Source organism: Lysobacter sp. DMC104 (assembly GCF_056313665.1).
Window position 1 is genome coordinate 216012 of the sequence record NZ_JBQUZW010000002.1, and the last position, 19257, is coordinate 235268.

Annotated in this window: 15 protein-coding genes and 1 pseudogene; 12 read left to right on the forward strand and 4 right to left on the reverse strand. The window is 70.5% G+C overall.

Features of this window, described 5'->3' with window-relative positions:
• The first annotated feature begins 27 nt into the window (after window positions 1-27).
• Window positions 28-315 carry a hypothetical protein gene (locus ACT53R_RS03860; protein WP_476170522.1) on the forward strand — a complete coding sequence of 96 codons (288 nt, stop codon included), beginning with the start codon at window positions 28-30 and terminating at the stop codon, window positions 313-315.
• 57 nt (window positions 316-372) lie between these two features.
• Here ACT53R_RS03860 and ACT53R_RS03865 read toward each other — a convergent pair whose 3' ends face one another.
• From ACT53R_RS03865 to ACT53R_RS03880, 4 genes are read right to left on the reverse strand one after another with little or no spacing between them, the layout of a single operon-like run.
• Window positions 373-1428 (reverse strand): 2-oxoacid:ferredoxin oxidoreductase subunit beta, encoded by a 1056-nt coding sequence (locus ACT53R_RS03865; RefSeq protein WP_476170523.1) that lies wholly within the window; start codon window positions 1426-1428, stop codon window positions 373-375.
• 19 nt (window positions 1429-1447) lie between these two features.
• On the reverse strand, window positions 1448-2935 hold the full coding sequence (locus tag ACT53R_RS03870) for a 2OG-Fe(II) oxygenase (RefSeq protein WP_476170732.1): 1488 nt from the start codon (window positions 2933-2935) through the stop codon (window positions 1448-1450).
• Window positions 2935-4776 carry a 2-oxoacid:acceptor oxidoreductase subunit alpha gene (locus tag ACT53R_RS03875; RefSeq protein WP_476170524.1) on the reverse strand — a complete coding sequence of 614 codons (1842 nt, stop codon included), beginning with the start codon at window positions 4774-4776 and terminating at the stop codon, window positions 2935-2937. The genes ACT53R_RS03870 and ACT53R_RS03875 overlap by 1 nt, the downstream gene beginning before the upstream one ends.
• Entirely contained in the window at window positions 4773-6596 is a 1824-nt protein-coding gene (locus ACT53R_RS03880) for an FAD-dependent oxidoreductase (RefSeq protein ID WP_476170525.1), read from the reverse strand. Before ACT53R_RS03880 ends, ACT53R_RS03875 begins: the two co-directional genes overlap by 4 nt.
• A gap of 608 nt (window positions 6597-7204) precedes the next feature.
• Between ACT53R_RS03880 and ilvD the strand changes: the two genes are divergently transcribed.
• The 11 genes and pseudogenes from ilvD to ACT53R_RS03935 all read left to right on the forward strand — a co-directional run bounded on the left by ilvD (window position 7205) and on the right by ACT53R_RS03935 (window position 19195).
• On the forward strand, window positions 7205-8944 hold the full coding sequence (gene ilvD, locus ACT53R_RS03885) for a dihydroxy-acid dehydratase (RefSeq protein WP_476170526.1): 1740 nt from the start codon (window positions 7205-7207) through the stop codon (window positions 8942-8944).
• A gap of 6 nt (window positions 8945-8950) precedes the next feature.
• Window positions 8951-10036, forward strand: a complete 1086-nt coding sequence (gene ilvC, locus ACT53R_RS03890) for a ketol-acid reductoisomerase (protein ID WP_476170733.1) — start codon at window positions 8951-8953, stop codon at window positions 10034-10036.
• A pseudogene (gene ilvG, locus ACT53R_RS03895) lies at window positions 10036-11709 on the forward strand (acetolactate synthase 2 catalytic subunit); the annotation flags it as partial. The gene ilvC and the pseudogene ilvG, both read left to right, overlap by 1 nt.
• Window positions 11710-11930: 221 nt before the next feature.
• A complete protein-coding gene (locus ACT53R_RS03900; protein WP_476170527.1) occupies window positions 11931-12167 on the forward strand; it encodes an ACT domain-containing protein in 237 nt (78 codons plus the stop codon).
• The gene (locus ACT53R_RS03905) at window positions 12158-13075 is read left to right on the forward strand and encodes an aminotransferase class IV (protein ID WP_476170528.1); all 918 of its coding nucleotides are present in this window, start codon (window positions 12158-12160) and stop codon (window positions 13073-13075) included. Before ACT53R_RS03900 ends, ACT53R_RS03905 begins: the two co-directional genes overlap by 10 nt.
• Window positions 13076-13077: 2 nt before the next feature.
• Window positions 13078-14187 (forward strand): threonine dehydratase, encoded by a 1110-nt coding sequence (locus tag ACT53R_RS03910; RefSeq protein ID WP_476170529.1) that lies wholly within the window; start codon window positions 13078-13080, stop codon window positions 14185-14187.
• Entirely contained in the window at window positions 14187-15788 is a 1602-nt protein-coding gene (locus ACT53R_RS03915; RefSeq protein WP_476170530.1) for a 2-isopropylmalate synthase, read from the forward strand. Before ACT53R_RS03910 ends, ACT53R_RS03915 begins: the two co-directional genes overlap by 1 nt.
• A gap of 39 nt (window positions 15789-15827) precedes the next feature.
• Entirely contained in the window at window positions 15828-17264 is a 1437-nt protein-coding gene (leuC, locus tag ACT53R_RS03920) for a 3-isopropylmalate dehydratase large subunit (protein WP_476170531.1), read from the forward strand.
• Entirely contained in the window at window positions 17261-17863 is a 603-nt protein-coding gene (gene leuD / locus ACT53R_RS03925; protein WP_476170532.1) for a 3-isopropylmalate dehydratase small subunit, read from the forward strand. Before leuC ends, leuD begins: the two co-directional genes overlap by 4 nt.
• A complete protein-coding gene (gene leuB, locus ACT53R_RS03930) occupies window positions 17853-18935 on the forward strand; it encodes a 3-isopropylmalate dehydrogenase (protein WP_476170533.1) in 1083 nt (360 codons plus the stop codon). The genes leuD and leuB overlap by 11 nt, the downstream gene beginning before the upstream one ends.
• A 92-nt stretch (window positions 18936-19027) precedes the next feature.
• Complete coding sequence (locus tag ACT53R_RS03935) at window positions 19028-19195, forward strand: hypothetical protein (RefSeq protein ID WP_476170534.1); 168 nt, start codon at window positions 19028-19030, stop codon at window positions 19193-19195.
• Window positions 19196-19257: the final 62 nt, after the last annotated feature.

Here is a 19257-nt window from a genome sequence, read left to right on the forward strand (position 1 = left end):
CGCCGATGGCACACAAGGCCGCCCGCCATGAGATTCCTGTTCCCGCTGGCACTGCTCCTGTCCACGAGTTGCGGCATGGCGGGCGATCGCCCGACCGCCCCGACGCCGCCGATGGAGACTGCGCTGATCGTCGGCAGCGCCGAAACGCCCGACCCGGTGCTGGCCAAGGTGCAGGAACTCGAGCGACGCGGCGTCGTGAAGGACGTCGTCGTCTACGAGTCCTTTCCCGTGCAGATCCGCCTGCGCGCACCGAAAGCGGTGATCGACGAACTCGACCGCATGCCCCGCGTGGGCGGGATCGAACGCAAGCCGTGAACGCGGAATCGTGGCGTCGCGCAAAGCGCGAGCGCCTCCGTTCGCGATGGCGCCGCCTCAGCGCAACGCTGCGTTGATCTTCTCCAGCGCCGCGGCGCCGGGATTGAGGTCGGCGGCTTCCAGCGTGTTCAGCGGCCGGGCGACGGTGCCGAGGTGGCCGTGCAGGTCGGGCGCCTCGGGATCGACATGCAGCAGGCCGGTGACGACTTCGCCGCGGGCCTGGCGCTGCTGGATGAGGTTCATCGCCGCGATGCGGTCACGCGGGTCGTAGCTCGCATCGAGCTTGTGCAGGCGCAGCACCGAGCCGTCGTGCTGCTCAATCTCCAGCGTCTCGCCGTCGGCGTAGTCGACCGCGATCTCGGTGCGGTGCGGCATCACGTCGAGGTAATTCACCGCGTCGTTGTGCTCGCGCACGTAGTCGTAGCTCTTGGTGCTGCCGGCATGGTTGTTGAACGCGATGCACGGGCTGATGACGTCGATGAACGCGGCGCCGCGGTGCGAGAGCGCGCCCTTGATCAGCGGCACCAACTGCTTCTTGTCGCCCGAGAAGCCGCGCGCGACGTAGGTGGCACCGAGTTGCAACGCCATCGTCACCAGATCGAGCGGACTGTCGGTGTTGGCGACGCCCTTCTTCGACACCGAGCCCTGGTCCGCGGTCGCCGAGAACTGGCCCTTGGTCAGGCCGTACACGCCGTTGTTCTCGACGATGTAGGCCATGTTCACGCCGCGGCGGATGGCATGCACGAACTGGCCGATGCCGATCGACGCCGAGTCGCCGTCGCCGGACACGCCGAGGTAGATCAGGTCGCGGTTGGCGAGGTTGGCGCCGGTCAGCACCGACGGCATGCGCCCGTGCACGGTATTGAAGCCGTGCGACTGGCCGAGGAAATAGTCCGGCGTCTTGCTGCTGCAGCCGATGCCCGACAGCTTGGCGACGCGGTGCGGCTCGATGTCGAGTTCCCAGCAGGCCTGGATGATCGCCGCGGAGATCGAATCGTGGCCGCAGCCCGCGCACAGCGTGCTGATCTTGCCTTCGTAGTCGCGACGGGTGAACCCGATCGCGTTGCAGGCCAGCGTGGGATGGTGCAGCTTCGGTTTGGCGAGGTAGGTCATCTCGGAGTCCTCGAATGCGTCATGCGTACAGCGCGTGTTCGCGCAGCGTGGAGCGCCACAGCCATTTCTCGCCTTCGACCACCGGCAGTCCCGCATGCAGCGATTCGGGATCCGGTCGGCCGTCGGCGACGTTGTAGTGCACCACCGCCATGCCGCGGTGGCCGCGCACGCGCAGCCCGGCGCGCGGATAGTCGGTCTCGCCGCCCTGCACGGGGGCCTGCAGATAGACCAGGAAGGTCGCGACGCGCTGGCCGCCGCCGTCGCCGGCATGCTCGCGGTTCAGCGCGATCTGCTCATCGGTGAAGTAGTCGACGTGGACGTCGTAGGCGTTGCCCGGCGCGTAGCGGATCACCGAACTCGGTTCGAGATCACGCGCACGCCAGCCCAGCGTGGATACCGCGCGATGCTGGAGCAGGCGGACGACGGCATCGGTTTCGAGCGGGCGCAGCGGACGTACCTGGCCGTCGAACTGTTCGATCTCGGACGCATCGTTGGCGCTGTGACGCCTGCCGCTCTGGTCGGGGCGCAGCAGCGAATCGGCGACCTTGTGGATCAGCCATGCGCATTCCTCGCGCGTGGCGAAGGCGTCGGCCGTGCCCACGCGCGGCCGACCGTCGGACCAGCGCCACTGCGGCATCGCCATCGCCGCGGGACGCACGGCATCACGCACCGCGGCGCGGCCGTCGGCATCGACGAAGAACGCCGGGTGCCCGATCGCGACCAGATGCGCTTCGAGCCGCTGCACGCGCGGATCGACGCCGCGCGTCGGGATGACCTCGTCGCGGCCGACCGAAGCGAGCAGCGGCTGCGCAGCGGCGAGATTGGCCTTGAGCGCGGCGTGCAACGTCGCGGTCGCGGCGGAATCGGCGTCGGCAGTGAACTCGTCCGCGGCTGCGCGCGCATCGCGCAGGCCCGCGTCCGCGGCGCGCAGCAGCAGCGTGCGCCCGAGCGTGGCGTCGCGCGGCACGCCGTCGCCGGTTGCGATGCGCAGCCCCAATCCGTAATACGCCGGCCCGAAACCCAGTGCGCAGGCGCGCAGCCACAGGCTGGCCGGCGCGACGCCGAGGTCGGGCGCGTCACCCTGCCCGGCGAGATAGGCAAACTGCCACGCCGATGGCGGATGGCCGTGCTCGGCCAGCAGGCGCAGCGGCGGCAGCGCAGCGGCGATCGAGAACGGCGTCGCGATGTCCTGCAGCAGCGCATCGGCAAGGCGATCGAGCGCCGGCGCGACACCGGCGTCGGCGGCACGGCGCAGCCAGACCAGCGCTTCCGCAGAAGCGCCGGGGCGCTGCACGACCTGCAAGTGATACGCACCCAGCATCCACTGTGCCCGTGCGCCACCCGGCGCCTCGGCCGCGGCACGCAACAGCGCGTAGCCCTGCTCGTGCTCCGGCGTGCCGTAGCGATGCCGGGCCAGCAACTGGTTCGCGAGCGCCAGCCGTTCGCGCGCGTCCTGCATCGGCGCGGCATCGCCGCGCGGGCCCGCCGGGCCCGAGGTCCATTGCATCACGCCGCGCGCTCCGGCCGCGCACCGCTGCGCCCGATCCGCTCGGCGATGGCGTCGGCGATGAAGCGCGCGGTGATCGGCGTGCCGTCGTAATGCAGCACCGCGACCAGTCGCGCCGGATCGATGCCGAACGCGTCGATCAGCAGCGTGCGCAGCTGGCCATCGCGGTTCTGCTCGACCACGAACACGGTCTCGTGCGCGGCGATGAAGTCGCGCACGCTGTCCGGGAACGGGTAAGCGCGCACGCGCACGGTGTCGATCGCGATGTCGTCGCGGCGCAAACGGTCGACGGCTTCGGCCATCGCCGGGCTGGTCGAGCCGAAGAACAGCGCACCGTGCCGCGCCGGCACGTCGCCGCGGTCGAACACCGGCTGCGGCACGAGGTTGCGCGCAGTGTCGAACTTCAGCAGCAGCCGCTTCATGTTGTAGACGTAGTCCGGCCCGCGCTCGGAATACTGCGCCTGCGGATTGCGCGAGGTGCCGCGGGTGAAGTACGCGCCCTTGTCCGGATGCGTGCCGGGATAGGTGCGGTACGGGATGCCGTCGCCGTCGATGTCCTTGTAGCGCGCGAACTCCTTGCCTGCGTCCAGGTCCTCGGCGCTCAGCACCTTGCCGCGGTCGTAGACGCGACGGTCGTCCCAGACGAACGGCGCGCACAGGCGCTGGTTCATGCCGATGTCGAGATCGGTCATCAGGAACACCGGCGTCTGCAGGCGATCGGCGAGATCGAGCGCATCGGCGGCGAAGGTGAAGCACTCGTGCGGGTCCTCGGGGAACAGCAGCACGTGCTTGGTATCGCCGTGCGAGGCGTGCGCCGCGGCGAGGATGTCCGACTGCTGCGTGCGCGTGGGCATGCCGGTGGACGGGCCGCCGCGCTGCACGTCGATGATGGTGACCGGAATCTCGGCGAAGTACGCCAGGCCGATGAACTCGTTCATCAGCGACACGCCCGGGCCCGAGGTCGCGGTGAACGCACGCGCGCCGTTCCAGCCGGCGCCGACCACCATGCCGATCGAGGCGATCTCGTCCTCGGCCTGCAGGATGGCGTACTTCTTCGCGCCGTCCTCGTCGTGGCGGTACTTCTGGCAGTACTTCTGGAACGCCTCGGCCAGCGACGATGACGGCGTGATCGGATACCACGCGCACACCGTGGCGCCGCCGTAGACGCAGCCCAGCGCGGCGGCGGCGTTGCCTTCGGCGAAGATGCGGTCGCCCACCTTGTCGGACCGCTGCACGCGCAGGCCGATCGGGCAGGACAGGTGCTGCAGCGCCCAGTCGCGGCCGAGATGCAGCGCTTCGACGTTCGGCCTCAGCAGCTTTTCCTTGCCCTTGTACTGCTCGCCGATCAGCCGCTCGATCTCGGCCGGGTCGATGTCCAGCAGCGCGCTGAGCGCGCCGACGTACATGATGTTCTTGAACAGTTGGCGCTGGCGCGGATCGCTGTAGGTCGCGTTGCAGATCTCGGTCAGCGGGATGCCGATCACCTGCACGTCGTCGCGGAACTTCGAGCGCGGCATCGGCTTGCTGTTGTCGTACACGAGATAGCCGCCGGCTTCGATCTCGGCGATGTCGGCGTCCCAGGTCTGCGGGTTCATCGCCACCATCAGGTCGACACCACCGCGCCGGCCCAGCCAGCCGGCTTCGCAGACGCGCACCTCGTACCAGGTCGGCAACCCCTGGATGTTCGACGGGAAGATGTTGCGCGGGCTGACCGGCACGCCCATGCGCAGGATGGACTTGGCGAACAGCTCGTTGGCGGAAGCCGAACCGGAACCGTTGACGTTGGCGAACTTGACGACGAAATCGTTGATCGACTGCAGTGGAGCGTGGCCGGCCGTCATGCCGCCTCCTTCTTCTTGACGTCGCGGCAGCGCGGGCCGGCGTGGGTTTCCAGCAACAGGAACTTCTGCATGTCCCAGGCGCCGGTGGGGCAGCGCTCGGCGCACAGGCCGCAGTGCAGGCAGACGTCCTCGTCCTTCACCATCACCCGGTGCGTCTTCAGCGGGCCGGCGACGTACAGCGGCTGTTCGAGGTTGAGCGCCGGTGCGGTCAGGCGACCGCGCAGGTCGGCTTCGTCGCCGTCGGGCGTGAAGGTGATGCAGTCGGTCGGGCAGATGTCGACGCAGGCATCGCACTCGATGCACTTGTCCTTGGTGAAGACGGTCTGCACGTCGCAGTTGAGGCAGCGCTGGGTTTCCTTCAGCGCGGTCGCGACGTCGAAGCCCAGTTCGACCTCGACGCGGATGCTGTCGAGCTTCTTCGCGGCTTCCGACCACGGCACCTTGTAGCGCTCGTCGGGCGAGACCGCGTTGTCGTAGCTCCACTCGTGGATGCCCATCTTCTGCGAGACCAGCGTCGCGTCGGGCGCCGGCCGCAGCTTGGGATCCTCGCCGTGCAGCAGGCGGTCGATGCTGACCGCCGCGGCGTGGCCGTGCGCGACCGCCCAGATGATGTTCTTCGGCCCGAACGCCGCGTCGCCGCCGAACAGCACGTGCGGCAGCGTCGACTGGTGCGTGACCGTGTCGACGACCGGCATACCCCACTGGTCGAAGTCGATGCCGAGGTCGCGCTCGATCCACGGGAAGGCGTTTTCCTGGCCCACCGCGATCAGCACTTCGTCGCAGGCGTGGAACTCCTCCGGCTCGCCGGTGGGCACGAGTTTGCGGCGGCCGTTGGCATCGTACTCGGCGCGGACCTTCTCGAAGGTCATGCCGGTGAGCCGGCCGCTGGCGTGGACGAAGCTCTTCGGCACGCGGCAGTCGAGGATCGGGATGCCTTCGTGCATCGCGTCCTCCTTCTCCCACGGGCTGGCCTTCATCTCGTCGAAACCGGAGCGGACGATGACCTTCACGTCCTCGCCGCCGAGCCGGCGCGCCGAGCGGCAGCAGTCCATCGCGGTGTTGCCGCCGCCGAGCACGATCACGCGCTTGCCGACCTTCGTGACGTGGCCGAAGTAGACGTTCGCCAGCCAGTCGAGGCCGACGTGGATCTGCGCCGCGGCCTCCTGCCGGCCGGGGATGTCGAGGTCGCGCCCGCGCGGCGCACCACTGCCGACGAACACCGCATCGAAGCCCTGTGCCAGCAGGTCGCGCATCGATTCGATGCGGTGGTTGCCGATGAACTCGACGCCGAGGTCGAGCACGTAGCCGGTTTCCTCGTCGATGACCTCCTCGGGCAGGCGGAAGCGCGGCACCTGGGTGCGCATGAAGCCGCCGGCCTTGGGATCGGCCTCGAACACGGTCACGTGGTAGCCCAGCGGCGCGAGGTCGCGGGCCACGGTCAGCGAGGACGGCCCGGCGCCGACGCAGGCGATGCGCTTGCCGTTGTGCCGGGTCGCAGGCTTCGGCATCCGCGCGGAGACGTCGCCCTTGAGGTCGGCGGCCACGCGCTTGAGCCGGCAGATCGCGACCGGTTCCGGATGCTCACCGTTGTTCTCCTCGACCCGCCCGCGCCGGCAGGCCGGCTCGCAGGGCCGGTCGCAGGTGCGGCCGAGGATCCCGGGGAAGACGTTGCTGCGCCAGTTCACCATGTAGGCGTCGGCCGGGCGGCCGGCGGCGATCAGGCGGATGTACTCGGGGACTGGCGTATGTGCGGGGCACGCCCACTGGCAATCGACGACCCGATGGAAAGTGTTCGGGTCCTGTGGATCGGTCGGCTTCACTGCGACCTCATGCTGGCTTCCGACCGAGAGCGTCGGTCAACGCACTGCAGCGCGAGTCTAGCCCCCGGCTCGGGGCGTCGTCACGTGGGGCGATGCGCTGCGATGCCGACCGCGATTTCGCGCAGCGCCCCGATTGCATACGGTTTCAGCACACGCTCCCACCCGCCCGGAAAACCCGCATTCGACCATCGTCGAGTGCACGTCGCGAACAGCTAGCGCATTGATTCGCATGGGATTGCATCCTGCCCGCGGGGGCACCCGACCCCATATGCCGATTCGTCACGAGACCGGGGGTTGACATTCCGCAGAGAAGCATGTTTCTCTGCGGACATGACGCAGCGCAACATCCACCGCCCGCCTCGCCCCATCGCCATCGCGGCGATGCGCGACCACGCGGAAGCGGTGCGCGCAAGGTTCTTCCTCGCAGGGACCGCGCTGGTCGTCCTCGTTCTTGTCGTCGTTCTTATTACCACGCCACCAGGTGCGGGATAGGGTTGCGCGACACACAACCCCGGGTTCAGACGAAACCCCCGCACCTGAGAAGGCGCGGGGGTTTTGCTTTATCGGGCCCGGCATTTTCCGAATCGTTCCGAAGGATCCAGAGTCAGATGCACAGCGACGCGATCAAATCCGGCCCCGCCCGCGCTCCCGCCCGCGCCATGCTGCGCGCGACCGGGCTGGACGATGCCGCCATCGCCAAACCCTTCGTCGGCGTGATCCACACCTGGTCCGACGTGTCCCCGTGCAACCTGACGCTGCGTGACCTGGCACAGGACGTGCGCCGCGGCGTGATCACCGCCGGCGGCACGCCGATCGAGTTCAACACCATCGCCGTGACCGACGGCATCGCGATGGGCAGCGATGGCATGCGTGCTTCGCTGGCGTCGCGCGAGACCATCGCCGATTCGATCGAACTCGCGGTGTCCGGCCACTGCCTGGACGCGATGGTGCTGCTGGTGGGCTGCGACAAGACCATCCCGGCCGCGGCGATGGCGGCGGCGCGGCTGGACGTGCCGACGGTGATCCTCTACGGCGGCACGATCCTGCCGGGCAAGTGCAAGTCGAAGCACGCCGACGGCAGCGAAGGCGAGCGTGCGCTGACCGTGCAGGACGTGTTCGAGGCGGTGGGCGCGCATTCGGCCGGCCGCATCGATGATGCCGAACTGGGCGAGATCGAGCGTCGCGCCTGCCCCGGTGCCGGCGCCTGCGGCGGCCAGTTCACCGCGAACACGATGGCGATGGTGCTGACCTTCCTCGGCCTGTCGCCGCTGGGCGACAACGACATCCCGGCGGTGCACGCCGACAAGCCGAAGGCCGCCGAGCGCTGCGGCGAGCGCGTGATGCAGCTGCTGCGCGACGGCGGCCCGACGCCGCGCCAGTTGCTGACGCCGACCGCGCTGCGCAATGCCGCGCGCGCGGTGTCGGCGACGGCGGGCTCGACCAACGCCGCGCTGCATCTGCTGGCGATCGCGCACGAGGCCGGCGTGGCGTTCGACCTGGAGGAATTCGAGGCCGCCAGCGCGAACACGCCGGTGATCGCCGACCTGAAACCGGGCGGCCGCTACACGGCGGCGGAGATGTTCCAACAAGGCGGCACCGCACTGGTGGCGCAGGCGCTGATCGCGGCCGGCTTGATCGAGGATATCCCCACGGTCGCCGGCCGCAGCTTTTTTGCGGACGCGAACGCCGCGACGACCTCCCCCACGCAGGATGTCGTGCGTCCCGTGTCCGATCCCATCAAGCCGCGCGGCGGCTATTCGATCCTCTACGGCGACCTCGCGCCGGAAGGCTGCATCGTGAAGCTCGCCGGCCACGGCCGCGAGAAGCACAGCGGCCCGGCGCGCGTGTTCGACAGCGAGGACGCCGCGTTCGCCGCGGTGCAGGCGCGACAGATCCGGGCCGGCGACGTGGTGGTGATCCGCTTCGAAGGCCCGGCCGGCGGCCCCGGCATGCGCGAGATGCTGGCGGTGACCGCGGCGCTGGTCGGCCAGGGCCTGGGCAACGACGTGGCGCTGATCACCGACGGCCGCTTCAGCGGCGCGACCCACGGCTTCATGGTCGGCCACATCTCGCCGGAAGCCGCGCACGGCGGCCCGATCGCGCGGCTGCGCGACGGCGACATCGTGACGATCGACGTCGTCGCGCGTCGCCTCGACGTGGCCGCCGACCTCGCCGCGCGCGCACCGGAACGCATCGCCCCGCGCGTGCGCCACGGCGTGCTGGCGAAGTACGCGCGCGACGTGCGCTCGGCCTCGCGCGGCGCAGTGACCTCGCCCGGCCTGCTCGACGCCGCGGCGGCCGACGCGAAGCGCATCGACGCCGCACTCGTCGCCTCCGAACCCGCCTGACCTCTCCTGCCGCGCCCTCCCCGCCTCTCCCTCCCCCCGTTCTTCTCCAACCTTCAACGAGACCTCGCCATGAACGCTTCCGCCAAGCCCCAGATCGCTGTCATCGGTTACGGCAGCCAGGGCCGTGCCCACGCCCTCAACCTCCGCGATTCCGGCTTCGACGTCGTCGTCGGCCTGCGTCCGGGCGGCCCCACCGAGGTCAAGGCGCTCGCCGACGGCTTCACCGTGAAGTCGCCCGCCGAAGCCGCGGCACAGGCCGACCTGGTCGCCGTGCTTACGCCCGACATGGTGCAGAAGAAGCTCTACGCCGACGTGCTGGCGCCGAACATGAAGCAGGGCGCCTGCCTGCTGTTCGCGCATGGCCTGAACGTGCACTTCGGCATGATCTCGCCGCGCGCCGACCTCGACGTGGTGCTGGTCGCGCCCAAGGGCCCGGGCGCGCTGGTGCGCCGCGAGTACGAGATCGGCCGCGGCGTGCCCTGCATCTACGCCGTGCACCAGGATCGCAGCGGTCGCGCCGAGGAACTGGCGAAGACCTATGCCGGCGGCCTCGGCGGCGCGCGCGCCAATCTGATCAAGACCACGTTCAAGGAAGAGACCGAGACCGATCTGTTCGGCGAACAGGCCGTGCTCTGCGGCGGCGCCAGTGCGCTGGTGCAGGCCGGCTTCGAGACGCTGGTCGAGGCCGGCTACCAGCCGGAGATCGCCTACTACGAAGTCCTGCACGAACTGAAGCTGATCGTCGACCTGTTCTACGAAGGCGGCATCACCCGCATGCTCGAGTTCATCTCCGAGACCGCGCAGTACGGCGATTTCGTCAGCGGTCCGCGCGTGATCAACGCCGAGACCAAGGCGCGCATGAAGGACATCCTGAGCGAGATCCAGGACGGTACCTTCGTGCAGAAGTGGGTGGCCGAATACGACGCCGGCCTGCCGAACTACAAGCGCTACCAGCAGGCCGACAAGGACCATCCGATCGAGAAGGTCGGCAAGGAACTGCGCGCGAAGATGCAGTGGCTGCAACAGGGCCAGGCCGCGCCGCAGCCGGCCGCCACTCCGACCAAACCCAATCCCATTGCCGAGACTGCGTGATGAACGGTGCCCGCTGGCTGGTGCAGGCGTTGCTGGCGGAGGGCGTGGACACGCTGTTCGGGTATCCCGGCGGCACGATCATGCCCTTCTACGACGCCCTGCATGGATCGCCCCTCAAACACGTGCTGGTGCGCCACGAGCAGGGCGCCGCGTTCGCCGCGAACGGCTGGGCGCGGGCCAGCGGGCGGGTCGGCGTCTGCGTCGCGACCTCCGGTCCGGGCGCCTCCAACCTGGTGACCGGCATCGCCGACGCGATGCTGGACTCGGTGCCGATGGTCTGCATCACCGGCCAGGTCGCCACCCACCTGATGGGCACCGACGCGTTCCAGGAACTCGACGTCTTCGGCATGACCCTGCCGATCGTCAAGCACAACTTCCTGGTGCGCAGCGTCAACGAACTGCCGACCGTGCTGCGCGAAGCGTTCCGGCTGGCGCGTGAAGGGCGTCCCGGCCCGGTGCTGATCGACCTGCCGAAGGACGTGCAGGTGTCCGATGCCTCGCACCTGCCGGCGCACACCCCGGCGCCGGTCGATGCCGTGCCCGGCGCCAGCGACGCCTCGCTGCACGCGGCGCTGGCGCAGCTGGCGCTGGCGAAGAAGCCGCTGATCTACGCCGGCGGCGGCATCGCGCTGGGCAATGCGGTGGAGGCGTTCCGCGAATTCGTCGAGGCCGCGCAGATCCCGACCGTGCTGACGCTGAAGGGCCTGGGTGCGCTGCCGGATGCGCATCCGCTGAACCTCGGCATGCTCGGCATGCACGGCAGCCGCGCCGCGAACCTGGCGGTGCAGGCCTGCGACCTGCTGTTCGCGGTCGGCGCGCGCTTCGACGACCGCGCCACCGGCAAGCTGGCCGAGTTCGCGCCGAACGCCCGCGTGGTGCATCTGGACGTCGACGCCTGCGAACTGGGCAAGCTGCGCTTCGCCGATGCGCCGGTGCGCGGCGACGTCGCGATCAGCATGCGACGCATGCAGGCCGCGGCCGCCGCCCACCTGCACGCGCGCCACGGCGCCACCCGCCTGGCGTGGCGCGACGCCTGCGCGGCGGTGAAGACCAAGACCGCGCCGCGCTACGACGCGCCCGGCGACGGCGTGTATGCACCGTCGCTGCTGAAGCGGCTGTCGGCGCGCGCGCCCGACGCGATCGTCGCCTGCGACGTGGGCCAGCACCAGATGTGGGTGGCGCAGCACTGGGCGTTCGACCATCCGCGCAAGCACCTGACCAGCGGCGCGCTGGGCGCGATGGGCTTCGGCCTGCCCGCCGCGATCGGCGCGCAGATGCAGGACCCGACGGCGCAGGTGATCTGCGTCAGCGGCGACGGCTCGTTCCTGATGAACGTGCAGGAGCTGGCGACGGTCGCGCGCTACCGCCTGCCGATCAAGATCGTGCTGATCGACAACCAGGCGCTGGGCATGGTGCGGCAGTGGCAGGAGCTGTTCTTCGAGCGCCGCTACTCCGAGATCGACCTGTCCGACAACCCGGATTTCCTCGCGCTGGCGCAGGCGTTCGGCCTGCAGGCGATGCACGTGGACCGCGCCGCGGACGTCGATGCCGCACTGGACGCGCTGCTGGCCGCGCCCGGCCCCGCGCTGCTGCACGTGGCGATCGACCAGAACGCCAACGTGTGGCCGCTGGTGCCGCCGAACCACAACAACGCACAGATGCTGGACGCCAACGACGATGCCGACGCCGTGCAGGCGCTGGTCGACGCCGACGATCCGGACATCGCCGCGCTGCAGGCCGCGAGCACGCCGGTCGCCCGCGTCCCCGCGAGCGCGCCCGCACCGCAGGCCGCGGCTGCACAGCCGGCTTCGCCCGACGCCAGCGCACAGCCCGCCGCCACCGACACGCCGTCCCCGCATTCCACCCCCACCGCTTCCTGAGGAGTCACGCCCCCATGCGTTACCGACTCGATCTCACCCTGCGCCAGTCCGAAGGCGCACTGACCCGGGTGCTCGGCACCGCCGAACGCCGCGGCTTCCGGCCGCTGGCCGTCGAAGGCGAAGCCCGCGCCGACGGCGATCGCTGGCACCTGCAGATGACCGTCGAGGGCGAACGCCCGGCGGAAGGCCTGCACCAGCAGCTCGCGAAGCTCTACGACTGCCTCGACGTGCAGGTGCAACCATGCAGCTGAGCGCCGTCGCTTCGCGTCCCGCCGCGCAGCCGCAGGCCGTCCCCGCGACGCCGAAGCTGTGGTTCGACGGCGAACTGATCGACACCGGCACGCCGCAGGCGACCGTGCACACGCATGCGCTGCACTACGGCAGCGGCGTGTTCGAGGGCATCCGCGCCTATGCCACGAAGCGCGGCGCCGCGGTGTTCCGCCTCCCCGAGCACCTGGAGCGCATGCGCAAGGGCGCCGAGCTGCTGGGCATGACCTTCGATCCCGCCGTCGCCACCGAAGCCGTACTGGCGACGCTGCGCGCGAACCGCCAGAGCGACGCCTACATCCGCCCGCTGGCGTGGTACGGCGACGGCAGCTTCGGCCTGGACGTGGCCGGCCATCCGCAGCATCTGATGGTCGCCACCTCGTCCACCAACGTGCATCTCAACGGCAACCGCACGCGCGTGTCGGCCTCGTCGTGGCGGCGCAATCCGGCATCGGCGCTGCCGCCGCTGAAGCTCTGCGGCGCGTACGTCAATTCGATCCTCGCCAAGCGCGAAGTGAAGGCGCGCGGCTTCGACGAAGCGATGTTCATCGACGACGCCGGCTTCGTGGTCGAGTGCACCGGCGCCAACCTGTTCCTGGTCCGCGACAGCCGCGTCACCGCGGTCGAGCACCGCGACGCGCTGCCGGGCATCACCCGAGACACGCTGCTGGCGCTGACCGGCGCCGAATCGCGCCCGGTGACCGTGGCCGAACTGCTGGACGCCGACGAAGTGTTCGCCTGCGGCACCGCCGCCGAAGTGTCGCCGATCGCCGAGATCGACGGCCGCACGTATGTCGAAGGCAGCCCGGTCTCGCGCGACATCGCAGCCGCCTACGCGAAGGCCGTGCGCGGCGAGGACAGCCACGCTTCGGCGTGGTTGACCGAGGTCTGAACATGGACAGCGACGTCGGCCCGGTTCCCACCCCGCCCAGCGTGCAGGCCGGCGACATCCTCGCCGCGCAGGCGCGGCTGCGGCGCTACCTGCCGCCGACGCCGCTGCACCACGCCGAACGCTTCGGCTGCTGGCTGAAGCTCGAGAACCTGCAGCGCACCGGGTCGTACAAGGTGCGCGGCGCATTGAATGCCTTGCTGGCCGCGCGCGAACGCGGCGACGACCGCCCGGTCATCGCCGCCTCCGCCGGCAACCACGCGCAGGGCCTGGCCTGGGCCGCGTACCGGCTGAACGTGCCGGCGATCGCGGTCATGCCGCACGGCGCGCCGGACACCAAGATCGCCGGCGTCGCCCACTGGGGCGCGACCGTGCGCCTGCACGGCGACAGCTTCGACGAAGCTCGCCTGTTCGCGATGCAGTTGGCCGAGAAGAACGGCTACCGCTTCCTGTCCGCGTTCGACGATCCCGACGTGATCGCCGGCCAGGGCACGGTGGGCATGGAGATCGCGCCGCTGGCGCCGGACGTGGTGCTGGTGCCGATCGGCGGCGGCGGCCTCGCCGCGGGCGTCGCGCTGGCGCTGAAGTCGCAGGGCGTGCGCATCGTCGGTGCGCAGGTCGAACACGTCGACGCGATGCATCGCGCGCTGAAGGGCGATGCGTCGCCGATCATGCCCGCCGCCACGCTCGCCGACGGCGTGCGCGTGAAGGAAGCCGGCGTGCTCACCCGGCAGGTGCTGGCCGGTCTGCTGGACGATCTGGTGATCGTGCGCGAGGCCGAACTGCGCGAGACGCTGGTGCGTCTGGCGCTGGAGGAACATCTCATCGCCGAAGGCGCCGGCGCACTCGCGCTGGCCGCCGGCCGGCGTGTCGCAGGGAAGCGCAAATGCGCCGTCGTCTCCGGCGGCAACATCGATGCGGTCGTGCTCGCGCAGCTGCTCGCGGACGTGCGTCCGCGCGCGCCGCGCAAGCCGCGCCGCCGCGCGCACGACGAGGCCGCCGCCGTCACGGCGAAGGCCAAACCCGTGCGCGCCCGCAACGTCTCCCCCCTGCCGCTGCCCGCCTCCGCGGCCGCGGCGATCTTCCCTGCTCCCGCCCTGGAGGCCATCGCCTGATGGACACCGACGTTCGACCGTCCGCACCCGCCCGGGTCGCGATCTTCGACACCTCGCTGCGCGACGGCGAGCAATCGCCCGGCTGCAGCATGACCGCCGTGCAGAAGCTGCGCTTCGCGCATGCGCTCGCCGAACTCGGCGTGGACACGATCGAGGCCGGCTTCCCGGCCAGCTCGCAGAGCGATCTCGACGGCTGCGCCGCGATCGCCCGCGAAGTGCGCGGCGCCGGCGTGGCGACGCTCGCCCGCTGCAATCCCGGCGACATCGACGCCTGCGCCCGCGCGCTGGAACACGCCGAACGTCCGCGCATCCACGTGTTCATCAGCACCAGCCCGCTGCATCGCGAACACAAGCTGATGATGAGCCGCGACGAAGTGCTGGCGCGCGCCGTCGCCGGCGTGGAGCGCGCGCGCCAGTACGTGGACGACGTCGAGTTCTCGGCCGAGGACGCGCTGCGCACCGAGCCCGACTTCCTGGTCGAGATCTGCTCGGCCGCGATCGCCGCCGGCGCGCGCACGCTCAACATTCCCGACACCGTCGGCTACACCACGCCGGCGGAGATCCGCGCACTGTTCGAGCACCTGCGCACGCACGTGCGCGACGCCGACAAGGCGGTGTTCAGCACCCACTGCCACGACGACCTCGGCCTGGCGGTCGCCAACAGCTTGGCCGCGATCGAAGGCGGCGCGCGACAGGTCGAATGCACCATCAACGGCATCGGCGAGCGCGCCGGCAACTGCGCGCTGGAAGAACTGGTGATGGCGCTGGAAACGCGCGGCGCGTGGTTCAACGCCACCACCGGCGTCGACACCCGCCGGCTGGTACCGACCTCGCGCCTGCTCAGCCGCATCACCGGCATGCACGTGCAGCGCAACAAGGCGATCGTCGGCGCGAATGCGTTCGCGCACGAGTCCGGCATCCACCAGCACGGCATGCTCAAGCATCGCGGCACCTACGAGATCCTGCGGCCCGAGGCCGTGGGTTGGGCGAAGTCGCAGATGATCATGGGTCGCCACAGCGGCCGCGCCGCGCTGGCCGATCGGCTGAAGGAACTGGGCTTCACGCTCGACGAGGCGCAGCTGAACCAGGTGTTCGGCCGCTTCAAGGCGCTGACCGAGAAGAAGCGCGAAGTGTTCGACGCCGACCTCGAAGCGCTGGCGCTGGGCATCGACAGCAGCGCCGGCGGCACCGCCACCGTCGGCGGCTGGCGCCTGCATCGCCTGCACGTGAGCACCGGCGTGGGCGACGGCATCCTGCCGACCGCCAGCGTCGAAGTGTGTTCGCCCGACGGCGAGCGCCGCACGGAGGCGGCGACCGGCGACGGCCCGGTGCACGCGATCTTCGCCGCGCTGGCGCGCGGCACCGGCCTGCACCTGGACATCGAGAGCTACCAGGTCTCCAGCGTGACCACCGGCGAGGACGCGCAGGGCCAGGCCAGCCTGACCGCGCGCATCGACGGCGAGGAAATCACCGGCTCGGGCACCAGCACCGACATCCTCGAAGCCAGCGCGCTGGCGTGGCTGGACATCGTCAACCGCCTGCATCGCCGCGGCGTCGCCGTGCGCGCGGCCGCCGTGCCGCCGATCGCGGCCACCGCCTGATCGTTCCTTCCCCTCCCCTTCCCCAAGTCCTCCGTCCCCATGCCGCAAGCTCAAACGCCCAAGACGCTGTTCGACAAACTGTGGGAGGCGCACGTCGTCGTCCCCGAGACCGCGGATGCCCCCGCGGTGCTCTACATCGACCTGCACCTCATCCACGAAGTCACCACGCCGCAGGCGTTCGCCGAACTGGAATCGCGCGGGCTGACCGTGCGCCGCCCCGATCGCACCAAGGGCACGCTGGACCACAGCACGCCGACCACGCCGGCGAAGGCCGACGGCAGCCACGACTACTACACGCCCGACGCGCAGAAGCAGGTGGAGACGCTGCGCGCGAACTGCGCGAAGCACGGCGTCGAGCTGTTCGACTTCGGCAGCGACCATCGCGGCATCGTCCACGTGATCGGGCCGGAGCTGGGCCTGACCCAGCCGGGCACGACCATCGTCTGCGGCGACAGCCACACCGCCACGCACGGCGCGTTCGGCGCGTTGGCGTTCGGCATCGGCACCAGCGAGGTCGGCCACGTGCTGGCGACGCAGTGCCTGCTGCAGCGCAAGCCGAAGACGCTGGCGATCGAGGTCGAAGGCACGCTGGCGCCGGACGTCACCGCGAAGGACCTGATCCTGCACGTGATCGGCACGATCGGGGTGGCGGGCGGCACCGGCCACGTCATCGAATACCGCGGCAGCGCGATCCGCGCGCTGTCGATGGAGGAACGCATGACCGTCTGCAACATGTCGATCGAAGCCGGCGCGCGCGCGGGCCTGATCGCGCCGGACGCGACCACGTTCGAGTGGCTGGCGAAGACCCCGCGCGCACCGCGCGGCGCCGACTGGAAGGCCGCGGTCGCGCGCTGGTCGCAACTGCGCAGCGACGAGGGCGCGGCGTTCGACCGCACCGTGCGCATCGACGCCGCCGACATCGCGCCCACCGTCACCTGGGGCACGCATCCCGGGCAGGTGGTCGCGATCGACGCGGTCGTGCCGGTGGCGCACGACGCCGACACCCGGCGCGCGCTCGACTACATGAAGTTCGCCGGCGGCGCGCCGCTGCTGGAGCAGCCGGTCGACGTGGTGTTCGTCGGCAGTTGCACCAACGGCCGCCTGGGCGACATGCGCCAGGTCGCCGAGGTGCTGCGCGGCCGCCGCGTGCATCCGCGGGTGCGGATGCTGGTGGTGCCCGGTTCGGTACAGGTGCAGCGCGAGGCCGAGGCCGAAGGCATCGACCGCATCGTCCGCGCCGCGGGCGCCGAATGGCGCGAGCCCGGCTGCTCGATGTGCATCGCGATGAACGGCGACCTCGTCGGTCCCGGCCAGCTCGCCGTGTCGACCAGCAACCGCAATTTCGAGGGCCGCCAGGGACGCGATGCGCGCACCGTGCTGGCCTCGCCGATCACCGCCGCCGCTTGCGCGGTGGCGGGCCATGTCGTCGACCCGCGCCTGCTGGTGCGCGACGCCGCCCGGGAGCATGCCGCATGAGCGCCGAAGCCCTGGTCCGCCTGCAGTCGCGCACCGTCTGCCTGCCGGAGCGCAACATCGACACCGACCGCATCATCCCGGCGCGGTTCCTCACCACGACCACGCGCGCCGGGCTTGGCCGCCACGCCTTCAACGACTGGCGCTGGCGCGAGGACGGTTCGCCCGATCCCGATTTCCCGCTCAACCGGCCCGAGGCACAGGGCGCGGAGATCCTGATTGCCGGCCGCAACTTCGGCTGCGGGTCCTCGCGCGAGCACGCGCCGTGGGCACTGCGCGACGCCGGCCTGCGCGCGGTGATCAGCGCCGAGATCGCCGACATCTTCCGCAGCAACGCGCTGAAGAACGGACTGCTGCCGATCGTGCTCGACGAAGCCGTCGTCGACGAACTGCTGGCGCAGCCCGGCCTGACGCTCGACATCGACGTGGCCGCGGCCACGGTCACGCTGCCCGACGGCCGCGCGTTCGCGTTCCCGATCGACGGCTTCGCGCGCACCTGCCTGCTCGAAGGCGTCGACCAGCTCGGCTACCTGCTGAAGCAGCTGCCGCACATCCAGCATTTCGAAACCACCCAGAGAGAGACTCTTCGCCATGCACGCTGACATCGTCGCCCTGCCCGGCGACGGCATCGGCCCGGAAGTCACCGCCGCCGCGGTCTCCGTGCTGAAGGCCGCCGCCCGCCGCTACGGCCACACGTTCCGCTTCGAGACCCGCCTCATCGGCGGCGCCGCCATCGACGCCGAAGGCACCGCGCTGTCCGACGCCACGCTCGACGCCTGCCGCAAGGCCGACGCCGTGCTGCTGGGCGCGGTCGGCGGCCCCAAGTGGGGCACCGGCACGGTGCGCCCGGAACAGGGCCTGCTGCGCCTGCGCAAGGAGCTCGGGCTGTACGCCAACCTGCGCCCGGTGCGCACGCATCCGGTCACGCTGTCGGCCTCGCCGATCAAGTCGCACCTGCTCGCAGGCGTCGACATGATCGTGGTGCGCGAACTCACCGGCGGCGTGTACTTCGGTGCGCGCACCCGCACCGACGCCGCCGCCAGCGACCTGTGCGAATACTCGGTCGCGGAGATCGAGCGCGTCGTCCGCCGCGCCTGCGCACTGGCCCGCGGCCGTCGCAAGCACGTCGTCTCGGTCGACAAGGCGAACGTGCTGGAAACCTCGCGGCTGTGGCGCGATGTCGCCACCCGCGTCGCCCGCGACGAATTCCCCGACGTGACGATCGAGCACCAGCTCGTCGACAGCATGGCGATGCACCTGATCTCGCGGCCGCGCGACTACGACGTGATCGTCACCGAGAACATGTTCGGCGACATCCTCACCGACGAGGCGTCGATGCTCGCCGGGTCGATGGGCCTGCTGCCGTCGGCGTCGCTGGGCGAAGGCAAGCTCGGTGTGTACGAACCGATCCACGGCTCCGCGCCGGACATCGCCGGCCGCGGCATCGCCAATCCCTGCGGCGCGATCCTCAGCGCGGCGATGCTGCTGCGGCATTCGCTGGGACTGGAGGCCGAGGCCCAGTGCATCGAGAAGGCGGTGGCCGCGGCCATCGACCATGGCGCGCTGACCGCGGACCTGGCCCCGGCGGGCACCGCGATCAACACCGAATCGATGACCGCCGCCATCGTGGCGCAGCTTGAAATCGACTGCACCGCGGTGGTGCTGCGCGACTGATCCCACCGGGCGTCGGCCGCCGGGAACGCGGCCGACACGGTGCTACAAAAGACGTGTTGACGCCCCGCCGCCCGATCGTTTAAACCTGAACCATGTCCGTCGTCGCCGCCTTCGCCGTCGCCGCCTCCCGCGCTTCCCGCGGGATCGCCGTCGCGTCGGCGGCTGTCGCCCCGTTCGCCACGCCTGCGATGGTCACCACCACCACGATCCGCACGACCGGTACCACCGGTGGTGCGGGCTGCGGCGGCGAGACGGACTGATCCCCTTCGACCCCGCGCCCCGCACCCTCCCAGGGGTGCGGGGCACGTCGCCGCGCACTTCG